Genomic DNA, 24,235 nt, shown 5'->3' on the forward strand with positions numbered 1-24,235 from the left:
CTGCTAAAGTTTCCGTGAACGGTAATTCTTCGGCGGCCGGTCTCACGGCCGTGGAAAGACAATTTTGATGAACGAGGATACGCGGCTTCGCGAAGGCCTAACGGCCCGAAGCCCGTCAGGGTCGGCTGTGGCAGGCGTCGAAAACGGCGTCTACGCGGCGCTCGACCTTGGCACCAACAATTGCCGGCTCCTGATCGCCAGTCCCGCGGGCGACGGGTTTCGCGTCGTCGACTCGTTTTCGCGTATCATCCGGTTGGGCGAGGGCATCGCGGCGACCGGTTCCATCAGCGAAGCGGCGATCGACCGCGCCATCGCCGCGCTCGGCATCTGCAGCGACAAGATCCGCTATCGCAAAGCTAAACGCCTGCGGCTGATCGCGACCGAAGCCTGCCGCGCGGCCGATAATGCCGAGAGCTTTCGGGCCAGGGTGGCCCGGGAGACCGGGATCCGGCTTGAGGTGATCGATCGCGAGACTGAGGCGACGCTGGCGATGGTCGGCTGCTCGCCGCTGCTCGACCCCAGGGGGCGCGGCGCCATCCTGTTCGACATCGGCGGCGGCTCGACGGAACTGGTGCGGATCGAGCGCGATCCGGAAGCAGCGAATGCGTCGCCGCGGATCAAGGCATGGATGTCGATCCCGCTCGGCGTTGTCACGCTGGCCGAGCATTTCGGCGGCAAGGATGTGACCACGGATTCCTATGCGCGGATGGTGGCGGAGGTCGCGCAACATGTTGCGTCATTCGCGACCGAGCACGCCCGTGATATCAGCGACATGCACATGCTGGGTACCTCAGGCACGGTCACGACGCTGGCCGGCGTCCATCTCAACCTGACGCGCTACGACCGCAGGCGGATCGACGGTGTCTGGATGAACAATTCGGACGTTACGGCCGTGATCACCCGGCTGCTGGGCATGAGCTACCAGGAACGCGCCGACAACAATTGCATCAGCATCGAGCGTGCCGATCTGGTGCTGGCGGGGTGCGCCATTCTCGACGCGATCCGTGACGCCTTTCCGCTGCCCCGGCTCCGCGTCGCCGACCGCGGCCTGCGTGAGGGCATGCTGGTCGAGATGATGCGCGAGGACGGCGCGCTCAAGGCGTGCTAAGGCGCGGTTGAACGTACTGACGTCATTCCGGGCGATGCGAAGCATCGAACCCGGAATCTCGAGATTCCGGGTCTGGTCCTTCGGACCATCCCGGAATGACAACGGGAATAGAGATGGCAAAAGACACCACCGGACGGCTGCACGTCACGGTCAAAAGCGGTGGCAAGCGCAAGCTGTCGTCAAAACTCTGGCTGGAACGCCAGCTCAACGATCCCTATGTGGCGCAGGCCAAGCGGGACGGGTGGCGCTCGCGCGCGGCCTATAAGCTGATCGAGATCGACGACAAGTATCACTTCCTCAAGCAGGGCATTTCGGTGGTCGACCTCGGCGCCGCGCCCGGCGGCTGGAGCCAGGTCGCGGCCAAGCGCATCGGCAGGACCAACGGCAAGGGCAAGATCGTCGCGATCGATCTCCTGGAAATGCCTGAGGTCCCCGGCGTCGAGTTTGCGCAACTCGATTTTCTGGCCGACGACGCGCCGGAAAAACTGATCGCGATGATGGGCACCCGCGCCGATGTCGTGATGTCCGACATGGCCGCCAACACCACCGGCCACCGCAAGACCGATCAGCTCCGCATCATCGGTCTGGTCGAGAGTGCGGCCGCGTTTGCCTGCGACGTGCTCAATCCCGGCGGAACCTTTCTGGCAAAGGTGTTCCAGAGCGGCGCCGAGGGCGAGCTGCTGGCGCAATTGAAACGCGATTTCGCCACCGTGCGCCACGTCAAGCCGGCTTCGAGCCGGGCAGATTCTTCGGAACGCTATGTCTTGGCGACGGGGTTTCGCGGCGCGGCGAAGTAATTTTCACGGAAGCTGGCGCGGTCACACTGGCAGCCGTCGTCACCGAGGGCTTACTCTCTCCATAAAGGTAGAGAGCCGTCACGACAGCGTGACCGCTTCGATGCTTTAGCCTGAATCGGGCGATACGTCAGCACGATTTGATCGACCGCGTCGCGCCATACCGCCGAAACTTTTACCCCAGCCGCTGATCGCGCGCGTTCTGGGTTTCTTCGCTCGCCGCCTTCGTTGCGGCGTTGGCTGCGCCCTTGCGGCTGGAAATCTCGAGCGCCTGGCGGCCCGAAAGCTCGTGGCCGGCATCGTCGGGCATCTGCCAGAAGAAATAGCCCGCGACCGCCGAGATGAACGCGACCACCAGGAAGGCGGGGCCGAACATGTTGGCGTCGAGTTCGGTGACGTGGTGGTACAGCATGGTGGATTCCACCGAAAACGCGCCGACGGCGACACCGGCGGAAACCGCCAATTGCTGGTTGACGCTGACCAGCGTCGTCGCGCGGCTCATTTGCGCCGGCTCGACCTCGGCATAGGCAACGGTGTTGATCGCGGTGAATTCCAGTGAGCGGAAGAAGCCGCCGACCACCAGGATGATGAAGATCAGCATCAAGGGCGTCGTCACCGTGAACAAGGCGCAGGCCGCGAGAAAGACCGCGCTGATGACGGCGTTGACCGCCATCATGTTGCGGAAGCCGAAGGTGCGGATGATGCGTGGGGCCAGCGTCTTCATGCCCATGGCGCCCACTGCCGACGAGAACGTCACGAGACCGGAGCGGAACGGCGACAGGCCGAAGCCGACCTGCATCAGGAGCGGCAGCAGGAACGGCAGCGCGCCGATGCCGAGCCGGAACAGAAAACCGCCGATGATGGCGGCCCGCATCGTCGACAGCCGCAGCAGCGCAAAATCCAGCACCGGCGATCCGGTTCGCCGCGCATGCATGACGTACAGCGTCATCGAAATCGAGCCGACCGCGATCAGGCCCACAATGATCGGCCAGGGCAGCAGGTTGAGGCCGGCGACCGAGAGGCCGAAGGCGATGCCCGCGAGGCCAACACCGGCCAGCACCAGCCCGTAGAGATCGAAACGCTCCGGATCCTCGCTCTTGATCGGGTCGATGTATTTCAGCGCCAGGAAGATGCCGAGCAATCCGATCGGGATGTTGATCAGGAAGATCCAGTGCCAGGAAAAATAGGTGGTGATGAAGCCGCCGAGCGGCGGCCCGATCACCGGCCCGATCAGCGCCGGCGTCGTCACCCAGGTCATCGCACTGACCAGCTTGCTCTTGTCGATCGTCCGCAGCAGCACCAGCCGCCCGACCGGCGTCATCATCGCGCCGCCCATGCCCTGCAGGATACGTGCGATCACGAAATGGGTGACGGATTGCGACAGCGCGCAGCCGATCGACCCCACCATGAACACCGCGATGGCGATCGAAAACACCATGCGCGCGCCGAACCGGTCGGCGGTCCAGCCGCTGGCCGGAATGAACACGGCGAGCGACAGCAAATAGGAGGTGATCGCGAGCTTGAGCGTCAGCGGACTGGTGCCGATATCCGCCGCGATCGCCGGGAGCGAGGTCGCAATCACCGTCGAGTCCATGTTCTCCATGAACAGGGCAGTGGCGACGATCAGCGGGATCAGGCGTTGTTTATCCATCGGGATTCGCAAAAGAGGCGGGTGAGGCGCTGTATCATCCCCGTGTCACGCAAGCTATTGCGGAACCGGGCATACCACCTAGATCCTGTGCGATGCCGCCGCCGGAGATCGTGCCATGATCTATGTCCTCGCCGTCTTGTTGCCGCCCGTCGGCCTGCTCCTGAACGGGCAGCCGTTTTCGGCGATTTTCAACGTGTTTCTGATCGTGTTTTGCCTGCTTTTCGGCCTGATTTTCCACGTCCTGCTGCTGGTGCCGTCGGCGCACGCGCTGATCGCCGTTCACATGAGGCGGGAAGACCGCCGGCACCGGGAGGTGGTGGAAGCCATCCGTCAGCACGGGCCGCCGCCGGGGTATCAGCGCTAAACCCTTCGCTGGCTGAGGTTTTCGCGAAAAGCCTGTGCATAGCTGGCAAACGCTTTGATTCGGCGAAATGCCATGCTATCGACCACCGTCAACCCCACTGATGGGCTTCGATTCGACGGCGATGCCGGTAGCATCGCCGAAGGCGGCGTTCATCCCAAATAATATCGCGGCGGAAGGCCGCCGAAAGGAGTTGGCAATGGCGCAGGGACTTCAGGCTATCCGCGAAGCCTTCACGTTCGACGATGTGCTTCTGAAGCCCGGTCTCTCGGATATCCTGCCCTCGGAGGCCGATATCCGCTCCCACGTGACCCGCGCGATTCCCCTCAACATACCCATCATCGCATCCGCGATGGACACCGTCACTGAAGCGCGCATGGCGATCGCGATGGCGCAGGCCGGCGGCGTCGGCGTCATCCACCGCAATTTCGATGTCGACGGACAGGCCGCCCAGGTTCGCCAGGTGAAAAAGTTCGAGTCCGGCATGGTGGTCAATCCGCTGACCATCGCTCCCGATGCGATGCTGTCGGATGCGCTGGCGCTGATGAACGACCACGGCTTTTCCGGCATTCCGGTGGTGACCGGCGGATCCAAAGGCGTGCCGGGCAAGCTGGTCGGCATCCTGACCAACCGCGACGTGCGGTTTGCGACCGATCCGCGGCAAAAAATTTCCGAACTGATGACGCACGAAAATCTCGTCACCGTGCGCGAAGGCGTCAGCCAGGACGAGGCCAAGCGGATGCTGCACAAGCACCGCATCGAAAAACTGCTCGTGGTCGACGACCAGTATCGCTGCGTCGGCCTGATCACCGTCAAGGACATGGAAAAGGCCGTCGCGCATCCCCTGGCCTGCAAGGACTCGCAGGGGCGGCTCCGCGTCGCCGCCGCCACCACGGTCGGCGAGGGCGGCTTTGAGCGCACCGAAAAGCTGATCGATGCCGGCGTCGATCTCATTGTGGTGGACACCGCACACGGCCATTCCTCGCGCGTGCTGGAAGCGGTCAACCGCATCAAGCGGCTTTCCAACGCCGTACAGGTGATTGCCGGCAATATCGCCACCAAGGAAGGCGCACAGGCGCTGATCGATGCGGGCGCGGACGCGATCAAGGTCGGCATCGGCCCGGGCTCGATCTGCACCACGCGCATCGTCGCCGGCGTCGGCGTGCCGCAGCTCACCGCGATCATGGATGCAGTGGAAGCCGCCAAGAAAGCCGACGTATCAGTGATCGCCGACGGCGGCATCAAATATTCGGGCGATCTCGCCAAGGCGCTCGCCGCCGGCGCCGACATCGCGATGGTCGGTTCGCTGCTCGCCGGCACCGACGAGACGCCGGGCGAAGTGTTCCTGTGGCAGGGCCGTTCCTACAAGGCCTATCGCGGCATGGGCTCGGTCGGCGCAATGGCGCGCGGTTCGGCCGACCGCTACTTCCAGCAGGACATCAAGGACACGCTGAAGCTGGTGCCCGAAGGCATCGAGGGCCAGGTGCCGTACAAGGGCCCGGTCGGCAACGTCATGCACCAGCTCGCCGGCGGCCTTCGCGCAGCGATGGGCTATGTCGGCGCGCGCAACCTCGCCGAATTCCACGAGAAGGCGCAGTTCGTCCGCATCACCGGCGCCGGCCTGCGCGAAAGCCACGTCCACGACGTGACGATTACCCGCGAAAGCCCGAACTATCCGGGCGGGGTGTAAGCTTTTGCTCTGTCATTCCGGGACGGTGCGTTAGCACCAGACCTCAGGGGTGCAATTGCACCCCGGGGAATCTCGAGATTCCGGGTTCGCTTCGCGCCCCGGAATGACGGCGCCTGATTACGCCGTTGCTTCGCGGCGCTCGCGATGACAAAACAATAACAAGCAAAAACCAGAGGAAACAACCATGTCCCAAGGCAAACGCATCGTTCTCGCCGCTCGCCCCAATGGCGAGCCGAAGCCATCCGATTTCCGGCTCGAGGATCACGCCGTGCCGACGCCTGGCGCCGGTGAAGTTCTGCTGCGCACCATCTGGCTGTCGCTCGATCCCTATATGCGCGGACGCATGAGCGATGGCCCGTCCTATGCGACGCCGGTGCCGATCGGCGGCGTGATGGAAGGCGGCACCGTCGCCGAGGTGATCGCGTCCAACAATCCGGGCTTTGCCAAGGGCGATATCGTGCTGTCGCGCGCCGGCTGGCAGACGCATGCGATCTCAGACGGCAAGGGACTGACCAAGATCGATCCGAAGATCGCGCCGATCTCGACCGCGGTCGGCGTGCTCGGCATGCCCGGCATGACGGCGTACACCGGCCTGCTCGATATCGGTCAACCGAAGCCCGGTGAGACCGTCGTCGTAGCTGCCGCCTCCGGCGCGGTCGGTTCGGCGGTCGGCCAGATCGCGCGGATCAAGGGCGCGCGGGCGGTCGGGATCGCCGGCGGCAAGGAAAAGTGCGACTATGTGAAGAAGGAGCTCGGCTTCGACGATTGCCTCGACCACCGCGATCCCCATCTCGCGGCGAAACTGAAAGAGGCCTGCCCGAAAGGCATCGACGTCTATTTCGAGAATGTCGGCGGCGCAGTGTTCGAGGCGGTTTTCCCGTTACTGAATGCGTTCGCGCGCATTCCGGTCTGCGGCCTGATCTCTGAATACAATCACTTCGGCGAAACCAGTCCGAAATGGGCCGGCGCGATGATGCGCACGGTCTTGGTCAAGCGCCTCACCATCCGCGGCTTCATCGTCTCTGATTTTGCCGCGCGCCACGCCGACTTCCTGCGCGACATGTCGGGTTGGGTTCGCGAAGGCAAGGTCAAGCACAAGGAGTTCGTGACCGAAGGGCTCGACAGCGCGCCCGCGGCGTTCATGGGCCTGTTGAAGGGCGCCAATTTCGGCAAGCAGCTGGTCCGGGTCGGGCCTGACAAGGCGTAAGCGGCGACAACATCTCGGAGAAGATGACGCATGTCAGGCATTCTTGCAGGCAAGGTAGCGCTCGTGACCGGCGGCGCGTCGGGAATTGGCCAAGCCACCGCAGTGGTGATGGCGCGCGAAGGCGCCGTTGTCGCGGTCGCCGACCGCGCCGAGGCGGATGCCGCAGCGACGGTGGCGCTGATCAACGCTGCCGGCGGGCAGGCGATTGCGATCGGCGGCGACGTCACGCGCGAAGCGGATGTCGCCGCGATGGTGGCGCGCACGGTCGCGGCCTTCGGGCGGATCGATTGTGCCTTCAACAATGCCGGCATCGCGCCGCGCGCCGTCGGTCCGGCGGGCCAGCGTATCCACGAGCTCAGTCAGGACGCGTTTGACGGCATGGTCGCCGTCAACCTGACCGGCGTGTTCCTCTGCCTCAAGCACGAAATCGCCCAGATGCTGTCGCAAGGCAGCGGCGGCGCGATCGTCAACACCGCCTCGATCGCCGGCCTGATCGGCCTCGCCACTTCGTCGCACTACGTCGCGGCCAAGCACGGCGTGGTCGGACTGACCAAGAGTGCGGCGATCGAATATGCCCAGGACGGCATCCGCGTGAACTGTGTCAATCCCGGCTATATCACTACGCCGATGACCAGGGAGACCGTGGCCGAGCGCGGCGATGAAATCCTGGCCAAGGTGCCGATGCGGCGCATGGGCGTTCCCGGCGAAATCGCGGAGGCGGTGGCCTGGATGTGTTCCGACAAGGCCTCGTTCATGACCGGTGCCGCGCATGTGATCGACGGCGGATATTGCGCCGCCTGAGGCCGCGATCCCTGTTGAAGCGCGCGAACTTAGGCAAGCAACTGGTGCGGGTCGGCCCGGGCAAGGCGTGAGCCTCTGCGCGCTCATCGATGACGGCTTTCGACGCAAAAACGCCCGATCAAAGCCTCACTTCCGATCCGATGACGCCCGATGCCTTATTGCAGGGAGGTCGCGGCTGTTTGCCGCCGCGAGGTTGGCCTGTTGCTGTACCAAAAAGGGAGAGAGCATCAGCTTCGATACTCCGGGATAAAGACGATCATGAACATGCGCGTCATGCCGGCGATTATCGGGATGCAGCGGCATATTGTTGGCGATCGATGTTGCACTTCGGCATCGACAAATCTTTAAACGGAAAGACGGCGTCAGGCTTATTGCTGCGCCAACCGACCAAACTAAAATACCTCGATCAGGACAACCACCGCCCGGACCCTCAACGTCGCGCATGAACACTCAGCCTTCGGAACCAGCAACCAAGCGTCCCATATTTGGGCAACGTAAAATCGCGCCTCGCGTTGTGGTCGTCGATGGAAAGAATCATAATCGTATTTTTCTCATCGAGATTCTCGAGGAACTGGGCTTCATTTCCAGCGAATGCGCGAATCCCGCTGAGCTGACTGCCGTACTGGAGACCGCACCGGATATTATCGTTCTCGGAATGTCCGGTGACGGCATCCAGATCGACAAGATTTTGTGGACTCTTGCGGAAAACGAGTTCGGCGGGTGGGTGCTTTCCATCGGCCCCCGGGACTCGATCCTTCTGGCCGCGGTGCGACAACTTGGCAATGAGCTGGGCATCGCGATGCTGCCGACGCTGCCGACACCCTTCAGCGCCGAAGCGCTGCGCGACAGCCTCGCCATGTTTCTCCCGCAGGAAGCAAGACCCCGCCCGGTCGTCGACGTAGCCGAAGCGCTAAAGCTGGACTGGTTCGAATTGTGGTATCAACACAAGATCGACGCGCGTTCGCTCGCTCCATGCGGCGCCGAGGCGCTTGTCCGCATGCGTCATCCCGCCTGGGGGATCGTTTCGCCCGCGCATTTCATCCCCGATAGCAGGGATCCGAGCTTCCGCGGATTTTCGGAACTGGTGATCACCCGCGCGCTGGAGGATTGGCACTATTTCCTCGGGCAGCAAGGCCCGATCGGAATCTCGATCAACTTGCCGGTCGCCTTTCTCAGGGATCAGTCGGCGGTCGCAGAGATGTGCCTGAAAATGCCGAAGCATCCGGCGTTCGGTGGATTGCTCATCGAAATCAGCTGCGAAGAGGTTTTGCGTCATCGCGACCTGGTGCTTGAAATTGCTCAACGACTGAGGTTTCGAAACATCGCAATCTCGATTGACGACGTTGGCGCCGAGTGGCCGGAGCTGGCGGCGTTCGATATCTTCCCTTTCATTGAACTCAAGGTTAACAGGCAATTCATTGACGGCTGCGCGGAAGATCGGCTGAAACAAATCGTCTGTCGTGGTATCCTAGATCTCGCCGCCAGCCGTGGCGTGCGGACTGTCGCGAAGGGTGTCGAAAGCCGGGCTGATTTCCGCACAGTCCACGATATGGGTTTTGACCAGGTCCAGGGTTTTCTGTTCGGCAAGCCGTTGAGCGCCAGGAAATTCGCGCGGGCGGCCCTCAAGGGCTCTTCGCTGATAACGCCAAACTAGCGCCTTCAGCTCTTCGACGCCTTGCCGAGCAACTCGTCGAGCCCGACATCGATCTGGCCGGGCGCCCTGACGTGGCGGACCTCGAAACTGTCGGGCGCAAACCGATACTCGACCAGACCGGTTTCCTTGATACCGATCACTTCCTGAATCCGGTCGGGAAGGATGAAGCCGGTCGACGGCGCCCAGATGTGGCGGGTATGGCCAAACGTAAAGTCGCGGCGCTGGTGGACGTGGCCCGACGCGATCAGCCGCAGGTCGACCTTGCCGAACATCTCGATCAATTCCTTGCGCCGGGGCTGTGGCACGTAGCGGATCGCCGATGACTCAAGCTCGGGATCGTCAGGCCTGTTCAGAAACAGCGGCTTGTGTATGAACAGCGCCACCGGTCTGCCATTCACGTTTGCGAGCTGCCCGGCAAGCCAGTCGAATTGCTCGGCCTCGCTCTCGATCCCGGTATTCATGATCAGCGAGTTCAGACCGATAAAACACCAGCCGGCCTCGTCGAAGCGCCAGCGGTCCTCGCCGATCACGGAAATATAGTTTTGCCGCAGTTGTTCGGTGGCCGGCGGCGTCGGCACCGGGCCGATCGCAGTCGGGTTGTCGCCGAGGTCGTGATTACCGGGCAAACAGCGGCAGGGCACCGGCAACGCCGCATGCAGCGACTTCGCGAATTCGAGATCGCTGCGGCTGGTCGGGGCGTCGAAAGCGAGATCGCCGCTGTTGATGACGAGGTCCGGTCGCGTCGCGTCGATGTGTTCGCTGACGCGATGGAAATTATCGGTCAGTTTGTGCAGGCGGCGGGCGAGGTGGGTATCGGAAATCTGGGTGATGCGAAACTCGCGCATGCAATATTCCTTTTGCTCCCATCATACCGTCTGACAAACGCCGAAATGGTGACACTATCCATCATCGTCATGCCAAGCGAAAGCGGGGCATCCGGTACGCGGGGAATTCTCGATCAGGTGTGGATGTACTTTCAATTCTGGATCATCCGCGTTCGCGGATGATGACCGCCGTTTGGGCCGCGCGCATTCGCTCAACCCAGCGCTCGCTGCCAGAACGCCAGCATGTCCGCCCGGAACAATTCGCTCTCGCTGTCGTGGCTGCCGATCTTGGCACCCTTGCGGCCGTAACCCGCCTTCAGCGCGTAGACCATCAGGTCGCGATCGGTCAGCTTGCTGTCGGCGACATCCCGGAGCGGATGGATGAAGGCGCCATGATGATCGAGGTACACCGTCGGCGCGGCCGGAGAGACGGAGGCTTCCGCGACATTCACGATCTCCGTGCCGCGGTCAAAACTGTGCTGCGCGCCGCCGATCAGCCGCATCGCGACCTTACCGCCGGCAAGACGGATCGCCTGGCAATGGCCCTGCACCTGCATGGGCGAACACCATTCGTCGGCGTCGCCCATCACGACCCGGATTTCGGTTTGGCCGACGCCGGGATCGAGAAACTGGTGGCCGCTCCAGGGATAGGCGGCGAGCACGGCCTTTAGCCCGGCACTTTCGCCCAGCACCGCATCGGCAAAGCCGCGCGCGGCGGCCGTCATGACGGCGGATCCGCCCCGGCTGTGACCCTGTGCGCCGATGCGCGTTGCATCGATCTGCGGATGGCTTGCCAGAACCTTCCACGTCGCCAGCACGTCGTAGGCGCTGGATGCGAACGAAAACTGGGTCTGGTTGGCGACCGTCGAGGTCACATCGCGTGCGCCGAAACTATCCAGCACGAACGCTGCAAAGCCGTCATCCGTCAGCGTCTCGGCATGGGCGAGATGCGATGGAGCGACGCCGAGGCTGCCCGGCACCACCATGACCAGCGGAAATTTCCCGTCGCGCCGGCGTTTGTCCGTGGACGGCAGGAACAGCTTGCCGTCGATCGTCAGTCTGGGCAGGCCGGCGGCGTTGCTAACGACATCGAAGTAGTTGAGGGGATTGGCTGAGGGAATGTCGATCGTCTGTCCCTTGACGCCATGTGTAAAGACGATGTCCTGATCGCGAAACCGCAAGGCGTTATCCCCCGTGATGGCAGCCGCTTGCCCGCGGCCATTGATGTCAGGGATAATCTGCTACGGGCGGCGTTCGGCGTCCAGACTCGCGCTAGCGCACGCGATAGCGGATCGCGAAGGCGTCGTGGGTTTCCGGCGTGTCGGTGTCGCCCTTGGCGGGCACGATGCCGTCGGCGAGATGCCACGGTCCGTATTGGTCGGAATGCGACGGGCTTGCCGGCAGACGCAGCTTGAACTGGCGTTGGCCCTCGCCGGGCAGGTTGAGCACCACGATTCGCGCGGTGGTGCGGTAGTCGAGCATCATCGTTCCCTTCAGAATGCTGCGGCCGTCCGCTGTCGGGGCCAGCGTATCTTCCACCTGCGCCAGTTTCATATTCCGGTCGGTGAGCAATTCGACCTGGGTGTCGGCGACCGCCGAGAGCGCGGCCTTTGGCAGCCGGATTTCGAACTCGACCGCGGGTTTTGCCGGATTGATGCCGAGATAGGCCAGCGCCGCGTGCCGCATGTCCGAGATCACGAAGGCGACCAGCACCAGCACGGCGGAGGCGGCGAGGCCGTGCTTGATGAGATCGCGGCGGCTGCGGTAGCCGCTGCGGAAATAGATCGACAGCAGAATAGCGACTGCCAGCGCCGCGGCGACGCCGGCCAGCGCCGACATGATCATGCCAAGCCCGCCGTCCGGGCTGTCGTCGAACAGGCCGGTTCCGTTGCCTACGATTTTCAACCACGAGGCCACGGAGTCGCCGGGCAGTTCGGCGACACGGCCAGCACTGGCCAGGATCGGGGAGGTGATGTTCATCGTGCCATCTCGCGAGGGGCGCCTCAGGGCCGGTTTGCGTGAAATTCTCGACAATTGGTCACTTGAGCCGGGATTGTGGTTCATCCAGAGCGTTTTCGAGCGAAGTAGGGACCGGTTCGCGTAAAGAGAACGCGTCAAAACAAAGGGCTTCGACGACAAGGCTTATTTGTCAGGGGGGCGCCCGACCGCTATGAGCTTGGGCTGGCGCGGTCGTGAGGGGAGGTTTTCATGTCGGTTCAATGGGTTTTGCTGCCGGTCTTCGTGCTGGTCGGGCTCGCTTTCTTCCTGCTGCTGTGGATGGCGACGGCCCGCGGCCAAGCGCTGAAGGGCCGGGAAACCAGCCTCAAGGACGTCGCGCTCGGCCAGGCGAAATGGCCGACCCGCACGGCGCAAATCGGCGATTGCTTCTCCAACCAGTTCGAAATACCGGTGCTGTTCTACATCCTGATCGCGCTGGCGCTGCCGCTGCGCCATGCCGACCTGTTCATCGTACTGATGTCCTGGGTGTTCGTGGTGCTGCGGTTCATCCATGCCGGGATCTTCGTGACCACGAACAATGTGCGGCAGCGCGGACTGGTGTGGTTTTCCGGCGTGCTGGTGCTGTTGGCGATGTGGATCTACTTCGCGCTGCGAATCCTGCTGCTAATCTGAAAGTAAAGTCCTGAATGACCCCCGCCGCCCGGCTGTCCGCAGCCATCGAACTGATCGAGACCATCGACACCCAGCGCGTTCCCGCGGCGAAAGCGCTGAAGGAGTGGGGCACCGCGCATCGTTTCGCGGGATCCGGCGACCGCGCCGCGATCGCCGGCCTGATCTGGGACGTGCTGCGACGTCGCGCCTCGAGCGCCTGGATCATGGACGCCGACACCCCGCGCGCCCGCGTGCTCGGCATGCTCAAGCTCGAGCGTGGCATGGATGCGGATGCGATCTCAAATCTCTGCCATGGCGAGCGCTTTGCGCCGGCGCCGCTGAGCGCGACCGAGCGCGCCGCGCTGACTTCGCGCACGCTCGATGAGGCGCCGCCGCACATTGCCGGCGACTATCCGGAATGGCTGGATCCGCATCTGGCCAAAGTGTTCGGCGACGATCGCGTGGCCGAAGCCACCGCGATGGCGAGCCGGGCGCCGCTCGACCTCCGTGTCAACACGCTGAAGTCCAGCCGCGACAAGGTGTTGCCGCGGCTTTCGCATCTCGGAACCGAGCCGACGCCGTGGTCGCCGATCGGCCTGCGCATCGAGCTCGGCGCCGACGCCCGCAACCCCGGCATCCATGCCGAGGAGGACTTTATTAAAGGCGCGATCGAAGTGCAGGACGAGGGTTCGCAATTGGCCGCTTTGCTTTCCGGCGCAAAACCCGGCGAGCAGGTGATCGATCTCTGCGCCGGCGCCGGCGGCAAGACTCTTGCGCTCGCGGCCATGATGCAGGGCAAGGGCCGCCTGATCGCGACCGACCACGACAAGCGCCAGCTCGCGCCGATCTACGAGCGGCTGTCGCGCGCCGGCATTCATAATGCGGATGTGCGCGCGCCGAAGGGCGACGCCGATCCGCTCGCCGACATCAGGGCCTCCGCCGATCTGGTGCTGATCGACGCGCCCTGTACCGGCACGGGTACCTGGCGCCGCAACCCCGACGCCAAATGGCGCATGCGCCCCGGCGCGCTGGAAGTGCGGCTGAAGGACCAGGCCGAAGTGCTCGACCGCGCCGCGGCGCTGGTGAAACCGGGCGGCCGGATCGCCTATGTCACCTGCTCGGTACTCCCGGCCGAAAACGGCGACCAGATCAAAGCGTTCATCGCGCGGCATCCGGAATTTTCGGTGGTGCCGCCGCAGCAGACGGCGTCGGTTTTGTGGGACAAGGCCGAAGACTTCGCCAACGCCGCGCTGGAATTCGCGGAGGGCTGGCTGATGACGCCGCGGCGGACGGGCACGGACGGGTTTTTTGTGAGTGTGTTGAGGAAGCAAGCCCTAAGTTAGGCCGTCATTCCGGGATGGTGCGCTAGCACCAGACCCGGAATCTCGAGATTCCGGGTTCGATGCTTCGCATCGCCCCGGAATGACAGCTCAAGCATGCGCCAAATGGTTCGCCGAACCCTGCTTGATCTTCCCCTCCCTATCCACCCGCAAATACTCGCAGATCTTCTTCCCCCGTTCGTTCTGGTAAAACACCACGACGCTGTCGGGGCTCACATAGGTGTCGATCAGCTCGAAATGCAGGTTCGGAATCATCGAGAGCGCCTTGCTCCAGTAGGCGCGCAAGGTCGGCTTGCCGCGCACCGTGCCTGACGCATCGAAGCCAAGGGCCGGAATCCGGTCCGAGGTCATTTCGGTATCTTCGGCGTACAGCGCCAGCACGCGCTCCAGGTCGTGCGAGTTCCAGGCGGCGATCCAGTCCCGCCCGAGCGCGGCGAGGTGGGCGGGTTCATGGTGCGACGACGGCATGGTTTCCTCCATTCTGCCTCTGGGACAAATTAGGTCAATAATACTTACCTAATTCCATCTGTCCATACCCCGCAGAAGAATGTGGGCCGCCCGTTTGCCGCAGTTGCGAGGGGCGGCCCCGTCGCGTAATTCCTGTCCATGACAGCAGCCAAGCCCGCCCGCGAGTCGACGCCAACCCTGGCCTCGGCGCATGACAAGATTCTGATCGTCGATTTCGGCAGTCAGGTGACGCAACTGATCGCGCGCCGGGTGCGCGAGGAGGGCGTCTATTCAGAGATCGTGCCGTTCCAGAAGGCCGACGCCGCCTTCAAGGAAATGAAGCCGAAAGCCGTGATCCTCTCCGGCGGACCTGAATCGGTGCACGAGGAAGGCTCGCCGCGCGCGCCGCAGGCGATCTTCGATTCCAGCGTGCCCGTGCTCGGCATCTGCTACGGCCAGATGACGATGGCGGCCCAGCTTGGCGGCGAGGTTCAGGGCGGGCATCATCGCGAATTCGGCCGCGCCGATGTCGAGGTCAAGGCGCCGAGCAACCTGTTCGAGTCCACCTGGGCCGTCGGTGAAAAGCATCCGGTCTGGATGAGCCATGGCGACCGCATCACCAGGATGCCGCCGGGCTTCACGGTCGCCGGCGTTTCGCCGAACGCGCCGTTCGCGGTGATCCAGGACGAGAAGCGCAGATATTACGGCCTGATGTTCCACCCCGAAGTGGTGCACACGCCGGATGGCGCCAAGCTGATCCGCAACTTCGTCCGCAAGGTCGCCGGCCTCACCGGCGACTGGACCATGCGCGCGTTCCGCGAGGAAGCGATCGAAAAGATCCGCGCCCAGGTGGGCAAGGGCAGGGTGATCTGCGGCCTTTCCGGTGGCGTCGATTCCGCTGTCGCCGCGGTGCTGATCCACGAAGCGATCGGCGACCAGCTCACCTGCGTGTTCGTCGATCACGGCATGCTGCGGCTCGACGAAGCCAAGACCGTCGTTGACCTGTTCCGGCACCACTACAACATTCCCTTGGTGCATGTGGACGCCTCGAAGCAATTTTTGGGCGAACTCGCGGGGGTCACCGACCCCGAAATCAAGCGCAAGACCATCGGGCGTCTGTTCATCGACGTGTTCGACGCCGAAGCGAAGAAGATCGGCGGCGCCGACTTTCTGGCGCAGGGCACGCTCTACCCCGACGTGATCGAAAGCGTCTCCTTCACCGGCGGCCCGTCGGTGACGATCAAGTCGCACCACAATGTCGGCGGCCTTCCTGATCGCATGAACATGAAGCTGGTCGAACCGTTGCGCGAACTGTTCAAGGACGAAGTCCGCGTGCTGGGCCGCGAACTCGGCCTGCCGGAAATCTTCGTCGGCCGCCATCCGTTCCCGGGCCCCGGCCTCGCCATCCGCTGCCCCGGCGACATCACGCAGGAAAAGCTCGACATCCTCCGCAACGCCGACGCCGTCTATATCGATCAAATTCGAAAAGCCGGCCTCTACGACCAGATCTGGCAGGCCTTTGCCGTGCTGCTGCCGGTGAAAACCGTCGGCGTGATGGGCGACGGCCGCACCTACGAATACGTCGTCGGCCTCCGCGCGGTGACCTCGACCGACGGCATGACTGCGGATTTCTACGCCTTCGACACGAAGTTTTTGGGCGAGACCGCGACGCGGATCATCAACGAGGTCAAGGGCGTGAATCGGGTGGTGTATGACGTGACTAGCAAGCCGCCGGGGACGATCGAGTGGGAGTGAGGGGAAGTACCGTGGAGTAGTGTCGGATAGCAGAGGACACTCGAGCGAATCCTAGGCCATCGATAGCAGTCGATAGATTCTAGTCGACCTGCAGATCTGCCGCTCTGTCGGACGTCTTCCCGCTCTTCGAACGGCGCCCATACGCCGTCAGGCCCACCCCAACCTTCGCGACTTTGTGGCCTTCAAATATCCGGTCGCGCGCTGCAGCTTGGCCGACAGCGGACCTGGGTCGGCGAACGGAACAACTTGGTCGTCCTGCTACGCGACGAAACGGACCACGCCGCCATCCACCCGCAGAGCCGCGCCGGTTGTTGCCGAAGCCTGCTCCGAGCATGCGTAGACGATCATGTTGGCCACCTCATCGGTGGTCGCGAAGCGTTGGATGAGGGTGGTCGGACGCATCGCCTTCAGGAAGCCCTGCTCGGCTTCCTCCTGCGGGATCCCGTTTGCGTCAGCCTGCTTCGCCATGAAGTCGCCCAGGATCTCAGAGCGGGTAGGTCCCGGCAGGACGGCGTTGACGGTGACGCCTGTGCCTGCGACCGCCTCGGCAAGCCCGCGCGAGACCGCGAGTTGAGCTGTCTTGGTCATCCCGTAGTCAAGCATTTCCTTGGGGATGTTGACTGCGGACTCGCTACTTACAAACACGACGCGGCCCCAGCCTTTCGCCACCATCCGCGGTAGGTAATGACGGGTCACGCGCACCCCACTCATTACGTTCAACTGGAAGAGGCCAAGCCAGTCCTCGTCGGGGATCTTCGCGATGTCCTCGACGCCACTGTAGCCCCGGATGTGAGCCGTGCCCACGTTGTTCACAAGGATATCGGCGTCCGGCGCCTGCGCGATCAAGGCCTCGGCACCCTCCGCTGTCGCAAGATCGGCGGCGATGCCCGAGATGTCGCTCTCGGGAAAGGTTTGCCGCATCTGCCGCACCGCCTCGTCTACCCGGGCTCCTCCACGGCCGTTGATGACGACCGATGCGCCGGCACGGGCCAGTCCCTCCGCGGTAGCACGTCCGATGCCTGCCGTTGACCCCGTAACGATCGCCTTGCGGCCCTTGAGTTCGATCTTCATGTTATTTCATCTCCAAATTATAGGTGAACAAGGCGATCGATCCACTGATCCAGGCTGGAAGCGCAGATTGTTACCCGTCGAGCACCGGCAGCATTCGGACGAAGGCAAGCGTTGGGAAGCGTTGAAGCGTGGACAGCGCCAGGACAGGGCGTCAGCTCGCTTTCTTTGCTACTTCAGCCTCCGCTGCGCGGGCGAGGCTTTCGACCCACTCCTGGTGATAGTGGTAGAGCGCGCCGGGATGCTTGTGCCCGAGCAAGTCCAGAAACCAGGCTCCCTGTTGCGTCTCCTCGGTCAGGACATGGCAGCCATCGCTGGTCGGCGTGATAACCCAGCCGTGATATGCGCTCGAGCCGGTCTCATCGCCGTCAACCGTCGTCGCCCAAGCGAGCCGGCGCAAGGGCTCGAACTCGGTCACGATAAGGCTCATCGGGAATCCGACAGTGACTCGACTGTACCTGGTTCCGAGCGCCAGTTCCGCCTCACCTGTCAGGATCTTGACCTGATCTTCGGCAGGAAAGTAGCTCAGCCAATTCTCGGCATCGACGAGCAGCTTCCAGACCACTTCAGGCGGCGCCTTAATGTCGATGTCGTTCAGCGCATAGATGGCCGACGTTCTGGGGTCATACCGCTCCGGCCAGATTACATGGTCGTACATGGTTCATTTGTCCTTTTTGAACAGGTCCTGGAAGATCAATGTGCCCAACTCTTGTCCCGCGCCAGCACGAGCTGGCCGCCTTCCGCGATCTTGCCGAGGCTAACCGGCGCGCAGCCGAGCCGCTCGACCAGGGCGGCGACCGTGGCAGTCGTGCTCTCGTCATCGCTCGGCCGGAATACGACCTGTCGTCCGCCCGTGATGGCCGGATCTTCAGCTAGGACGATTCTAGGCGACACGCAGATCTGCCGCTCTGTCGGACGTCTCCCGCTCTTCGAACGGCGCCCATCCGCTGTCATGCCCACCCCGACCTTCGCGACTTTGTGGCCTTCAGATATCGGGTCGCGCGCTGCTCGAAGACGTTAGTGCGCGCGACCAGTTCTCGGCGTCGATCACACGGTCGTAGATCGATTACTGCTCCTTCTTGAACAAATCCTGGAAGATGAGCTGGCCCCAAACGCGGCCGCGCGCGTGGACAAGCACGCCACCCTCGTTGAGCTTTCCCAGCTTGACGGGTGCGAAGCCGAGTTGTTTCGCCAAGGCCGCGATGGGAGCGATCGCGTCCTCGTCGTCACTCGACAGAAAGACGACCCGGTGGCCGCCCTCGACGACCGGATCGCTAGCCAGGGTGGCCGCAATCAGGTGATTGAACCCTTTCACGAGCTTGGCGCCGGTGAACGCTTTCGCGACGACGGCGGAGGCCGGGAGACCGTCCAGCTCTTCAGGGACTGGAAACAGGTTCATCGCGTCGATGACCGTCTTGCCTTTCCAGTTCGGCAGGGTCTTGGCAACCTCGGGATGCTCCCCGAACGGGACCGCCAAGATGATTGTGTCGGCCTCGAGTGCATCCCGCAGCGACTTGGCGACGACCGTGGGTCCAATCGCCCGCGCCTGCGGCGCCAACGCCTCGGGCGGCCGGCGGCTTGCGACGGCCACGTCGATGTTTTTACGGGCGAAGGCGTGGGCGAGGGCCTGGCCTATCTTACCGAATCCTACAATCGCATAGCTCATAATACTTCTCCGATCCGTGTTGATATTGATTCCCCGGCCCTTCAGATGGCCGAGAAGCCGCCATCGACAGACAACTCCAGCCCATTCACGAAGCTGGAATCGTCTGAAGCAAGAAACAGCGCAGCCGTCGCGATTTCCTCAGGACGCCCCATCGTTCCCCGCGGGATCAGGGATTCGAACATCCGCTTCGCCTCTTCGGTGAGAACTTGGTCCTGCATCGGTGTGGCGATCGGCCCCGGGTGCAGCACGTTCACCCTGATATTCCTACCCTTCAGCTCGTTAAGCCACCCGCGTGCGAACGCGTGCAACGCCGCCTTGCTCGCCGCATACACGCTGTAACCGGGAAAACCCTTCAGCGAAGCGACTGATCCGGTCATGAAGATTGATCCGCCATCGTTGAACAGCGGCAGCGCCTTTTGCACCGTGAACAGCGTGCCGCGCGTGTTCAGGCCGAACGTCGCATCGAAATGCTGCTCGGTAATCTCGCCGAGTGGCACGGCTTCGCCCGTGCCGGCGCTCGCGAACAGGATGTCGATTTTGCCCTTTTGCCGTTTGACCGTGTCGAACAGACGGTCGAGGTCGTCGAGATTGGCCGCGTCGCCGCGCACGCCGATCACGTTCCGGCCAATCAGCTTGATGGCTTCGTCCAGCGTCTCCTGCCTCCGGCCTGTGATGAAAACATACGCGCCTTCTTCGACGAACCGCCTGGCGCTCGCTAGTGCCATGCCGCTCGATCCGCCTGTAATGACTGCAACCTTACCGTCAAGCTTTCCCATAACTTCCTTTCCAGACTCCGTCTTTGGTCGTTCGGGGAAGGCCCCCGAGAACCTCCACATAGGTCCGCCGGAGTCGTGCGTTGAGTGCGGAAACGCGCACATCGGTGGTGCGAAATCGATCCGGATCGACGGCTGACGCCAGCCGCGACGATCGGCGTCCGCCGTTCGGAATTGAGCCTTGCCCGTTGGCGTAGGCTATGATCTGCGCCCGTACTGCTATTCGATGTGCTAGACACCGGCTTTGGAAGGCGCACCGCGCGGTGCGGGATTGCACCATGATCGACTGGGATGACGTTCGGTACTTTCTTGCCGTCGCGCGTGGAGGCTCGGTGCGCGCTGCCGCCGAGCGCCTCGGTGTGAACCACGCGACCGTGCTGCGACGCATAGCCCAGCTTGAGGAACGCCTCGGGGTCCAAATGTTCGAAAAGCTGCCTTCTGGTTACCGCCTGACGGCTGCGGGCGAGGAGGTCCTCGAGTTCGCGGATCAGATGGAAGCGTCGTCACATCTGCTGGAGACGCGCGTCTTCGGGCGCGACCAGGGCGTACGCGGGCTCTTGCGGGTGACATTGGCGCCGCCCCTCGCGACACACCTGCTCATGCCGGACTTCTCCGATTTCGCGCGTCTGTATCCGGACATCGAGATGGAAATCTTGTCGTCCGGCGAGCTGGCAAATCTGACCAACCGAGAGGCCGACGTCGCGATTCGCGTCGTCTACGACCGCAAAACCCTGCCGCTCAATCTTCACGGCCTGAAGGGACCGGAGCTGTTCGGAGGCGTCTACATATCCCGCGATCGACTAGCCGCATGGCGTGCGGGCGCGCCTGATCCCATCCGGTGGATCGTCATAAGCATTCATGGAATTCCGGATTGGGCCAGCGAGGGTGAGGTTCGCACCGCGGGGGGTCCGTTCAGGACCACAGACGCCGAGGCGCAGATTGTTGCAGTACGGCAAGGGATCGGGATGACGACACTGCCGTGCTTCGTCGGAGATGCCGACCCCCTGCTGGTGAGGGTGCCGGGCACCGACCTGCACATGTACGGAACGCTCTGGCTTCTCACACAGGGGGAGACACGCAAGACGAAGCGCGTGCGGCTCTTCACGGAGTTCGTATCCCGCAGGCTCGCCGCGTACGCTCCGCTTCTCGCGGGGCTGTCCATATCGCGCGACTGATGCCCGGCAGGTCGCCGGCGACGCTTGCCGTAATCCGGTCGGAAGCCGACCCCCATGTTACGGCTGGCAGGAGCGGTAGCGCTCGCCCCGGCGCAGCTGGTCGGGATTGCGCAGCCGGGGCGAACGCGGGAACGCTAGGCGCGATTCTTGAAGCGCCCAGCTCTCGTTGCGATCAGCCGTGTGTGAACGTCGCCGTTCACGCCGTCACGGCCTTCTGGGCCGCCGCAAAGACGTCGCGTGCGGACGTCGTACCCGCTACGTGCTCCGTACCCTCGACTCCGAGGTCCATCCATCCTGCATTCACGGCGTCGAACATTTCTTCGGCAGGTCCGGTGTGGCCCTCCGGGATGCCGAATTGCTCGAACGCTCTCGCCCACCCTGCACGCGGGACTGCAAAGGCTTTGACGTCGAGATTCAGGACTTCACCCAATTGCTCCGCGACTTCATCCGCGGTGACCATCGAACCAAGCTCGACGGCGCGCTGCCCTGACCATGCTGGCCCGGTCAAAAGGGTTGCGACCTCCGCGCCGATGTCGTTGGTCGCGACCATGGTCGATTTCCGGTTTGTCGGATTGTAGTAGACCGGTAGCGTTCCGCCCTGGGCGACCTGCAAGCCGTAGAGGAAGTTTTCGAAGAATCCACCTGCGCGCACAAATGCGATTGGCGATATCAGGTCGCGAAAACCTTGCTCCAGAAGCGACAAGGCCGTGATCATCCCAAGCCCGTTGGTCCTGTTCGCACCCATCGACGAAAGCGCTACCACCCGCGGCGGCGCTGCCTTGGTGAGCGCCTCGACATAGTTCGCAATCACGCCCTTGGCTTCTCTGTAATCGGGCGAGGGGGCCCAGACAGCCGGCAACATGACAAACGCGCCTTCGACGCCTTTGAGCGCCCGCTCGATGGCTGCCGAATCATTCCAATCACCGTCAACCAGTTCCACGCCCCGGTTCGCCCAGCTTGACGCCTTCTTGCGATTGCGGACTAGCGCGCGTACTTCCTTGCCGTGCGCCAACAGATGTTCTGCGGTTGCGCCGCCCACTTTTCCCGTGATTCCCATTACTAAAAACATGCGTTTTCTCCTGATCTTGAGGGACTGAGCACTGTCCTTGTTGGTTCAACGGATGAGCGGCAGAATGGCCCGGATTCGGGGATCGCGCGCGTAGAGGCCGCCCCATGTCGTCGCGCCCAGAAGCAGGGAAATGATTTCCGGCGGCGACCCCAACTCACCAATGCGGACATGGGCGCAGATGGCACCTCCCAAGAAGCCCGTCACTAGGATCGCGCCGAGGACGGCGGTGGCCGGGATGGCGTAAAGGATGGCGCAGGCGAGTATGATCGGACCCACGACACGGGTCAGGTCCATCGCGAACCCGGTTTCCTGCAACATGCTCGCGATCTGTGCCGGCGCGAAAAGCTGAATAGTGCCGTCTGTCACCAGAGCGATAACGACAAACGCGCTCATTATCCGGCCGGCCCACAGAGCGCGATGCAAGGTCATAGTTTCAGACACCTGATGCAGGTTCATAGTTTCGGACACTTGTCATTCTCCGATGTGGGGATCCCATATTCGGAGCTTACTTACTGTGTCTCTTGGGTATGATAAACACCGAGGAAATGAACTCACTGTTCTCTCTACGGTGAACAATACCGAGGCACGAAAATGCAGAATCTCGAACCCATCCTCATTTTCATAACGGTAGCGGAAATGGGGAGCTTCACCCGCGCGGCCGATAGCCTGGGCATCCAAAAGGGGAGGGCCTCAACGGCGGTCCGAAAGCTGGAAGAAGATGTCGGTGTCAGGCTCCTGCACCGGACGACGCGCAGTGTGCAGTTGACGGAGGACGGACGCGCATTTCATGCCCGTGCCCGCGATCTGCTTGCTGAAGTCGATGACCTACACACGATGTTCGCAGGCGATCGCGTGGCACTTCGCGGGCGTTTACGGGTCGATCTTCCGACCGAGGTGGCGCGCACAACGATCGTGCCGGCCTTGCCGGATTTCATGGCGACTCATCCCGAGTTGGAGTTGGAGGTGTCGAGTACGGATCGGCAAGTCGATCTGGTTCAAGAGGGGTTCGACTGTGTATTGCGGCTCGGACCCATAGGGGACGAGACGCTGATTGCCCGCCCACTTGGCCTGTTGCGCATGGTCAACGCTGCCAGTCCCGCCTATCTGGCGCGCTACGGCGTCCCTCGATCGCTGGAAGATCTCCAGCGTCAGGAACATCGGACAATTCATTTTTCGACGATGCTGGGCGCAAGACCCTATGGATGGGAATATCCGGACGGCGACAGCTACGCGACGCTGCAGTTGCCGGGTGCGCTACACGTCAACAGCGCGCAGACCTACGAAGCCGCTGCCCTTGCCGGCCTTGGCCTGATTCAGGCGCCACTCTTGGGGATTGGCCGATACTTAGAGAGTGGAGCGCTTGTGGAGATCATACCCGATTTTCGTCGCCGGGCGCTCGCCGTGTCCCTCGTCGTAGCACATCGAAGCAATCTGTCGCGCCGAGTCCGCGCATTCATGAAATGGATCGAAAATGTGCTCGCGCCCTACCTAGAATAGCGACACGAGCCGCTTCTTCCTGTCCTCGAAATCAACATTCTGAGTTATGTCTGTTTAGGGATCGTCGCCCGATTCCCCGATCATGCGGTTATCGGGAGATGCTGGGTCCGAGCATGCGGCCGTGTGGGTCGACCTCGACGTGTAAGCAAACCAGCTCCAATCACCTCAACTCGATACAGAAACGACGTTCACAACAATGCCAAAGGCAGCCCACGACCATTCTGACAATGAGAAATTCTGTAATGATCTTAAGGGATCAAAAAGCTGCAAAATGTCAGAATGGCCTTTGAAAGTGTTTCAAGATTTTCTGACTTCCAAGCTGAATACGAGGGTTCGATTCCCTTCACCCGCTCCAATAGTTTCGGGCATTTGCAGCGCGATCAGCCTTTCATTCGGAAGTCCATCCAGATGCAAATGACGGCGGCCTCGCCGATCTTGTGAACTCTGCTTTGGCACGGCAGGGAGGTCAGCTTTCGCTATTGGACGGGCCACGTCGCCCTCAAGAGGAATGCTGATCTTCCGCAAAAATAATCTCAGACGAGCGGACGGGAATTGCCTAGATCTGATGGTCAAGATTTCCGAGATCAACTCTCAAAACCGGCCAGATGGGCGCGTTATGAAAACAAAAAGGTTCCAATCAGCAGACCCGCCGCAAATGCCCAGAGCCCCAGGGTGCAGGCTGACACGATGCGGACGAGGTTGCGGAGGTCCGCATCCTGCGCGGTTTCGTGGGATCGATCCGTCA

25 protein-coding genes are annotated in these 24,235 nt (G+C 62.6%); 13 read left to right on the forward strand and 12 right to left on the reverse strand.

Translation table 11 applies throughout. The features are described 5' to 3' along the window. Nucleotides 1-67: 67 nt before the first annotated feature. Nucleotides 68-1,108, forward strand: coding sequence for a Ppx/GppA phosphatase family protein (locus FFI89_RS14180; protein ID WP_138837496.1), 1,041 nt, complete (start codon nucleotides 68-70; stop codon nucleotides 1,106-1,108). A gap of 113 nt (nucleotides 1,109-1,221) precedes the next feature. After that, complete coding sequence (locus FFI89_RS14190; RefSeq protein ID WP_138837498.1) at nucleotides 1,222-1,905, forward strand: RlmE family RNA methyltransferase; 684 nt, start codon at nucleotides 1,222-1,224, stop codon at nucleotides 1,903-1,905. A gap of 172 nt (nucleotides 1,906-2,077) precedes the next feature. Here FFI89_RS14190 and FFI89_RS14195 read toward each other — a convergent pair whose 3' ends face one another. Further along, nucleotides 2,078-3,553, reverse strand: coding sequence for an MFS transporter (locus FFI89_RS14195; RefSeq protein WP_138837500.1), 1,476 nt, complete (start codon nucleotides 3,551-3,553; stop codon nucleotides 2,078-2,080). Nucleotides 3,554-3,668: 115 nt separating this feature from the next. Between FFI89_RS14195 and FFI89_RS14200 the strand changes: the two genes are divergently transcribed. The 6 genes from FFI89_RS14200 (at nucleotide 3,669) to FFI89_RS14225 (ending at nucleotide 9,266) form a co-directional block, all read left to right on the forward strand. Beyond that, on the forward strand, nucleotides 3,669-3,917 hold the full coding sequence (locus FFI89_RS14200) for a hypothetical protein (protein WP_138837502.1): 249 nt from the start codon (nucleotides 3,669-3,671) through the stop codon (nucleotides 3,915-3,917). 196 nt (nucleotides 3,918-4,113) lie between these two features. Further along, entirely contained in the window at nucleotides 4,114-5,604 is a 1,491-nt protein-coding gene (gene guaB / locus FFI89_RS14205) for an IMP dehydrogenase (RefSeq protein WP_138837504.1), read from the forward strand. 184 nt (nucleotides 5,605-5,788) lie between these two features. Then, nucleotides 5,789-6,811 carry an NADP-dependent oxidoreductase gene (locus tag FFI89_RS14210; RefSeq protein WP_138837506.1) on the forward strand — a complete coding sequence of 341 codons (1,023 nt, stop codon included), beginning with the start codon at nucleotides 5,789-5,791 and terminating at the stop codon, nucleotides 6,809-6,811. A 30-nt stretch (nucleotides 6,812-6,841) separates the two neighbouring features. Then, complete coding sequence (locus FFI89_RS14215) at nucleotides 6,842-7,612, forward strand: glucose 1-dehydrogenase (RefSeq protein ID WP_138837508.1); 771 nt, start codon at nucleotides 6,842-6,844, stop codon at nucleotides 7,610-7,612. Between the two features lie 89 nt (nucleotides 7,613-7,701). Then, the gene (locus FFI89_RS14220; protein WP_138837510.1) at nucleotides 7,702-8,058 is read left to right on the forward strand and encodes a hypothetical protein; all 357 of its coding nucleotides are present in this window, start codon (nucleotides 7,702-7,704) and stop codon (nucleotides 8,056-8,058) included. After that, on the forward strand, nucleotides 8,055-9,266 hold the full coding sequence (locus FFI89_RS14225; RefSeq protein WP_138837512.1) for an EAL domain-containing protein: 1,212 nt from the start codon (nucleotides 8,055-8,057) through the stop codon (nucleotides 9,264-9,266). The genes FFI89_RS14220 and FFI89_RS14225 overlap by 4 nt, the downstream gene beginning before the upstream one ends. A 5-nt stretch (nucleotides 9,267-9,271) precedes the next feature. Here FFI89_RS14225 and FFI89_RS14230 read toward each other — a convergent pair whose 3' ends face one another. The 3 genes from FFI89_RS14230 to FFI89_RS14240 all read right to left on the reverse strand — a co-directional run bounded on the left by FFI89_RS14230 (nucleotide 9,272) and on the right by FFI89_RS14240 (nucleotide 12,070). After that, nucleotides 9,272-10,111, reverse strand: coding sequence for a metallophosphoesterase (locus FFI89_RS14230; RefSeq protein ID WP_138837514.1), 840 nt, complete (start codon nucleotides 10,109-10,111; stop codon nucleotides 9,272-9,274). A 191-nt stretch (nucleotides 10,112-10,302) separates the two neighbouring features. After that, nucleotides 10,303-11,271, reverse strand: coding sequence for a dienelactone hydrolase family protein (locus tag FFI89_RS14235; RefSeq protein WP_138837516.1), 969 nt, complete (start codon nucleotides 11,269-11,271; stop codon nucleotides 10,303-10,305). 91 nt (nucleotides 11,272-11,362) lie between these two features. Further along, complete coding sequence (locus tag FFI89_RS14240) at nucleotides 11,363-12,070, reverse strand: acriflavin resistance protein (RefSeq protein WP_246669458.1); 708 nt, start codon at nucleotides 12,068-12,070, stop codon at nucleotides 11,363-11,365. Nucleotides 12,071-12,298: 228 nt separating this feature from the next. On the opposite strand from FFI89_RS14240, the gene FFI89_RS14245 reads away from it, so the two are divergent. Together FFI89_RS14245 and FFI89_RS14250 are read left to right on the forward strand one after the other, a co-directional pair. Then, a complete protein-coding gene (locus FFI89_RS14245) occupies nucleotides 12,299-12,721 on the forward strand; it encodes an MAPEG family protein (RefSeq protein WP_074832126.1) in 423 nt (140 codons plus the stop codon). A gap of 14 nt (nucleotides 12,722-12,735) precedes the next feature. Further along, on the forward strand, nucleotides 12,736-14,043 hold the full coding sequence (locus FFI89_RS14250; protein ID WP_138837518.1) for an RsmB/NOP family class I SAM-dependent RNA methyltransferase: 1,308 nt from the start codon (nucleotides 12,736-12,738) through the stop codon (nucleotides 14,041-14,043). Between the two features lie 87 nt (nucleotides 14,044-14,130). Here FFI89_RS14250 and FFI89_RS14255 read toward each other — a convergent pair whose 3' ends face one another. Beyond that, nucleotides 14,131-14,508, reverse strand: a complete 378-nt coding sequence (locus FFI89_RS14255) for a nuclear transport factor 2 family protein (protein ID WP_138837519.1) — start codon at nucleotides 14,506-14,508, stop codon at nucleotides 14,131-14,133. 138 nt (nucleotides 14,509-14,646) lie between these two features. Here FFI89_RS14255 and guaA point away from each other — a divergent pair, with 138 nt between their 5' ends. Further along, entirely contained in the window at nucleotides 14,647-16,242 is a 1,596-nt protein-coding gene (gene guaA / locus FFI89_RS14260; protein ID WP_138837521.1) for a glutamine-hydrolyzing GMP synthase, read from the forward strand. 258 nt (nucleotides 16,243-16,500) lie between these two features. Here guaA and FFI89_RS14265 read toward each other — a convergent pair whose 3' ends face one another. The 5 genes from FFI89_RS14265 to FFI89_RS14285 form a co-directional block, all read right to left on the reverse strand. Next, complete coding sequence (locus FFI89_RS14265; protein ID WP_138837523.1) at nucleotides 16,501-17,313, reverse strand: SDR family NAD(P)-dependent oxidoreductase; 813 nt, start codon at nucleotides 17,311-17,313, stop codon at nucleotides 16,501-16,503. 151 nt (nucleotides 17,314-17,464) lie between these two features. Continuing rightward, a complete protein-coding gene (locus FFI89_RS14270; protein ID WP_138837525.1) occupies nucleotides 17,465-17,968 on the reverse strand; it encodes an SRPBCC domain-containing protein in 504 nt (167 codons plus the stop codon). A 35-nt stretch (nucleotides 17,969-18,003) separates the two neighbouring features. After that, nucleotides 18,004-18,204, reverse strand: coding sequence for a hypothetical protein (locus tag FFI89_RS14275; protein ID WP_138837526.1), 201 nt, complete (start codon nucleotides 18,202-18,204; stop codon nucleotides 18,004-18,006). A gap of 172 nt (nucleotides 18,205-18,376) precedes the next feature. Further along, the gene (locus FFI89_RS14280) at nucleotides 18,377-18,976 is read right to left on the reverse strand and encodes an NADPH-dependent F420 reductase (RefSeq protein ID WP_138837528.1); all 600 of its coding nucleotides are present in this window, start codon (nucleotides 18,974-18,976) and stop codon (nucleotides 18,377-18,379) included. A 41-nt stretch (nucleotides 18,977-19,017) separates the two neighbouring features. Further along, nucleotides 19,018-19,752 carry an SDR family NAD(P)-dependent oxidoreductase gene (locus tag FFI89_RS14285; protein ID WP_138837530.1) on the reverse strand — a complete coding sequence of 245 codons (735 nt, stop codon included), beginning with the start codon at nucleotides 19,750-19,752 and terminating at the stop codon, nucleotides 19,018-19,020. Nucleotides 19,753-20,027: 275 nt separating this feature from the next. Here FFI89_RS14285 and FFI89_RS14290 point away from each other — a divergent pair, with 275 nt between their 5' ends. Next, on the forward strand, nucleotides 20,028-20,924 hold the full coding sequence (locus FFI89_RS14290; RefSeq protein ID WP_138837533.1) for a LysR family transcriptional regulator: 897 nt from the start codon (nucleotides 20,028-20,030) through the stop codon (nucleotides 20,922-20,924). A 196-nt stretch (nucleotides 20,925-21,120) separates the two neighbouring features. Here the strand turns inward: FFI89_RS14290 and FFI89_RS14295 are convergent, their stop codons facing one another. Both FFI89_RS14295 and FFI89_RS14300 read right to left on the reverse strand, forming a co-directional pair. After that, nucleotides 21,121-21,963 (reverse strand): NmrA family NAD(P)-binding protein, encoded by an 843-nt coding sequence (locus FFI89_RS14295; RefSeq protein ID WP_246669459.1) that lies wholly within the window; start codon nucleotides 21,961-21,963, stop codon nucleotides 21,121-21,123. Nucleotides 21,964-22,038: 75 nt separating this feature from the next. Further along, nucleotides 22,039-22,461, reverse strand: coding sequence for a DoxX family protein (locus FFI89_RS14300; RefSeq protein WP_138837536.1), 423 nt, complete (start codon nucleotides 22,459-22,461; stop codon nucleotides 22,039-22,041). A gap of 123 nt (nucleotides 22,462-22,584) precedes the next feature. Here FFI89_RS14300 and FFI89_RS14305 point away from each other — a divergent pair, with 123 nt between their 5' ends. Then, on the forward strand, nucleotides 22,585-23,490 hold the full coding sequence (locus FFI89_RS14305) for a LysR family transcriptional regulator (RefSeq protein ID WP_138837538.1): 906 nt from the start codon (nucleotides 22,585-22,587) through the stop codon (nucleotides 23,488-23,490). The last annotated feature ends 745 nt before the right edge of the window (nucleotides 23,491-24,235 follow it).

The organism is Bradyrhizobium sp. KBS0727, from assembly GCF_005937885.2.
Taxonomy (GTDB): Bacteria; Pseudomonadota; Alphaproteobacteria; order Rhizobiales; family Xanthobacteraceae; genus Bradyrhizobium.

Excerpts from the sequence above, each read along its gene's own strand:
- FFI89_RS14180 (WP_138837496.1), top strand. The coding sequence starts at position 68 with ATGAACGAGGATACGCGGCTTCGCGAAGGCCTAACGGCCCGAAGCCCG.
- FFI89_RS14190 (WP_138837498.1), top strand. The coding sequence starts at position 1,222 with ATGGCAAAAGACACCACCGGACGGCTGCACGTCACGGTCAAAAGCGGT.
- FFI89_RS14195 (WP_138837500.1), bottom strand. The coding sequence starts at position 3,553 with ATGGATAAACAACGCCTGATCCCGCTGATCGTCGCCACTGCCCTGTTC.
- FFI89_RS14200 (WP_138837502.1), top strand. The coding sequence starts at position 3,669 with ATGATCTATGTCCTCGCCGTCTTGTTGCCGCCCGTCGGCCTGCTCCTG.
- guaB (WP_138837504.1), top strand. The coding sequence starts at position 4,114 with ATGGCGCAGGGACTTCAGGCTATCCGCGAAGCCTTCACGTTCGACGAT.
- FFI89_RS14210 (WP_138837506.1), top strand. The coding sequence starts at position 5,789 with ATGTCCCAAGGCAAACGCATCGTTCTCGCCGCTCGCCCCAATGGCGAG.
- FFI89_RS14215 (WP_138837508.1), top strand. The coding sequence starts at position 6,842 with ATGTCAGGCATTCTTGCAGGCAAGGTAGCGCTCGTGACCGGCGGCGCG.
- FFI89_RS14220 (WP_138837510.1), top strand. The coding sequence starts at position 7,702 with ATGACGGCTTTCGACGCAAAAACGCCCGATCAAAGCCTCACTTCCGAT.
- FFI89_RS14225 (WP_138837512.1), top strand. The coding sequence starts at position 8,055 with ATGAACACTCAGCCTTCGGAACCAGCAACCAAGCGTCCCATATTTGGG.
- FFI89_RS14230 (WP_138837514.1), bottom strand. The coding sequence starts at position 10,111 with ATGCGCGAGTTTCGCATCACCCAGATTTCCGATACCCACCTCGCCCGC.
- FFI89_RS14240 (WP_246669458.1), bottom strand. The coding sequence starts at position 12,070 with ATGAACATCACCTCCCCGATCCTGGCCAGTGCTGGCCGTGTCGCCGAA.
- FFI89_RS14245 (WP_074832126.1), top strand. The coding sequence starts at position 12,299 with ATGTCGGTTCAATGGGTTTTGCTGCCGGTCTTCGTGCTGGTCGGGCTC.
- FFI89_RS14250 (WP_138837518.1), top strand. The coding sequence starts at position 12,736 with ATGACCCCCGCCGCCCGGCTGTCCGCAGCCATCGAACTGATCGAGACC.
- FFI89_RS14255 (WP_138837519.1), bottom strand. The coding sequence starts at position 14,508 with ATGCCGTCGTCGCACCATGAACCCGCCCACCTCGCCGCGCTCGGGCGG.
- guaA (WP_138837521.1), top strand. The coding sequence starts at position 14,647 with ATGACAGCAGCCAAGCCCGCCCGCGAGTCGACGCCAACCCTGGCCTCG.
- FFI89_RS14265 (WP_138837523.1), bottom strand. The coding sequence starts at position 17,313 with ATGAAGATCGAACTCAAGGGCCGCAAGGCGATCGTTACGGGGTCAACG.
- FFI89_RS14270 (WP_138837525.1), bottom strand. The coding sequence starts at position 17,968 with ATGTACGACCATGTAATCTGGCCGGAGCGGTATGACCCCAGAACGTCG.
- FFI89_RS14280 (WP_138837528.1), bottom strand. The coding sequence starts at position 18,976 with ATGAGCTATGCGATTGTAGGATTCGGTAAGATAGGCCAGGCCCTCGCC.
- FFI89_RS14285 (WP_138837530.1), bottom strand. The coding sequence starts at position 19,752 with ATGGGAAAGCTTGACGGTAAGGTTGCAGTCATTACAGGCGGATCGAGC.
- FFI89_RS14290 (WP_138837533.1), top strand. The coding sequence starts at position 20,028 with ATGATCGACTGGGATGACGTTCGGTACTTTCTTGCCGTCGCGCGTGGA.
- FFI89_RS14305 (WP_138837538.1), top strand. The coding sequence starts at position 22,585 with ATGCAGAATCTCGAACCCATCCTCATTTTCATAACGGTAGCGGAAATG.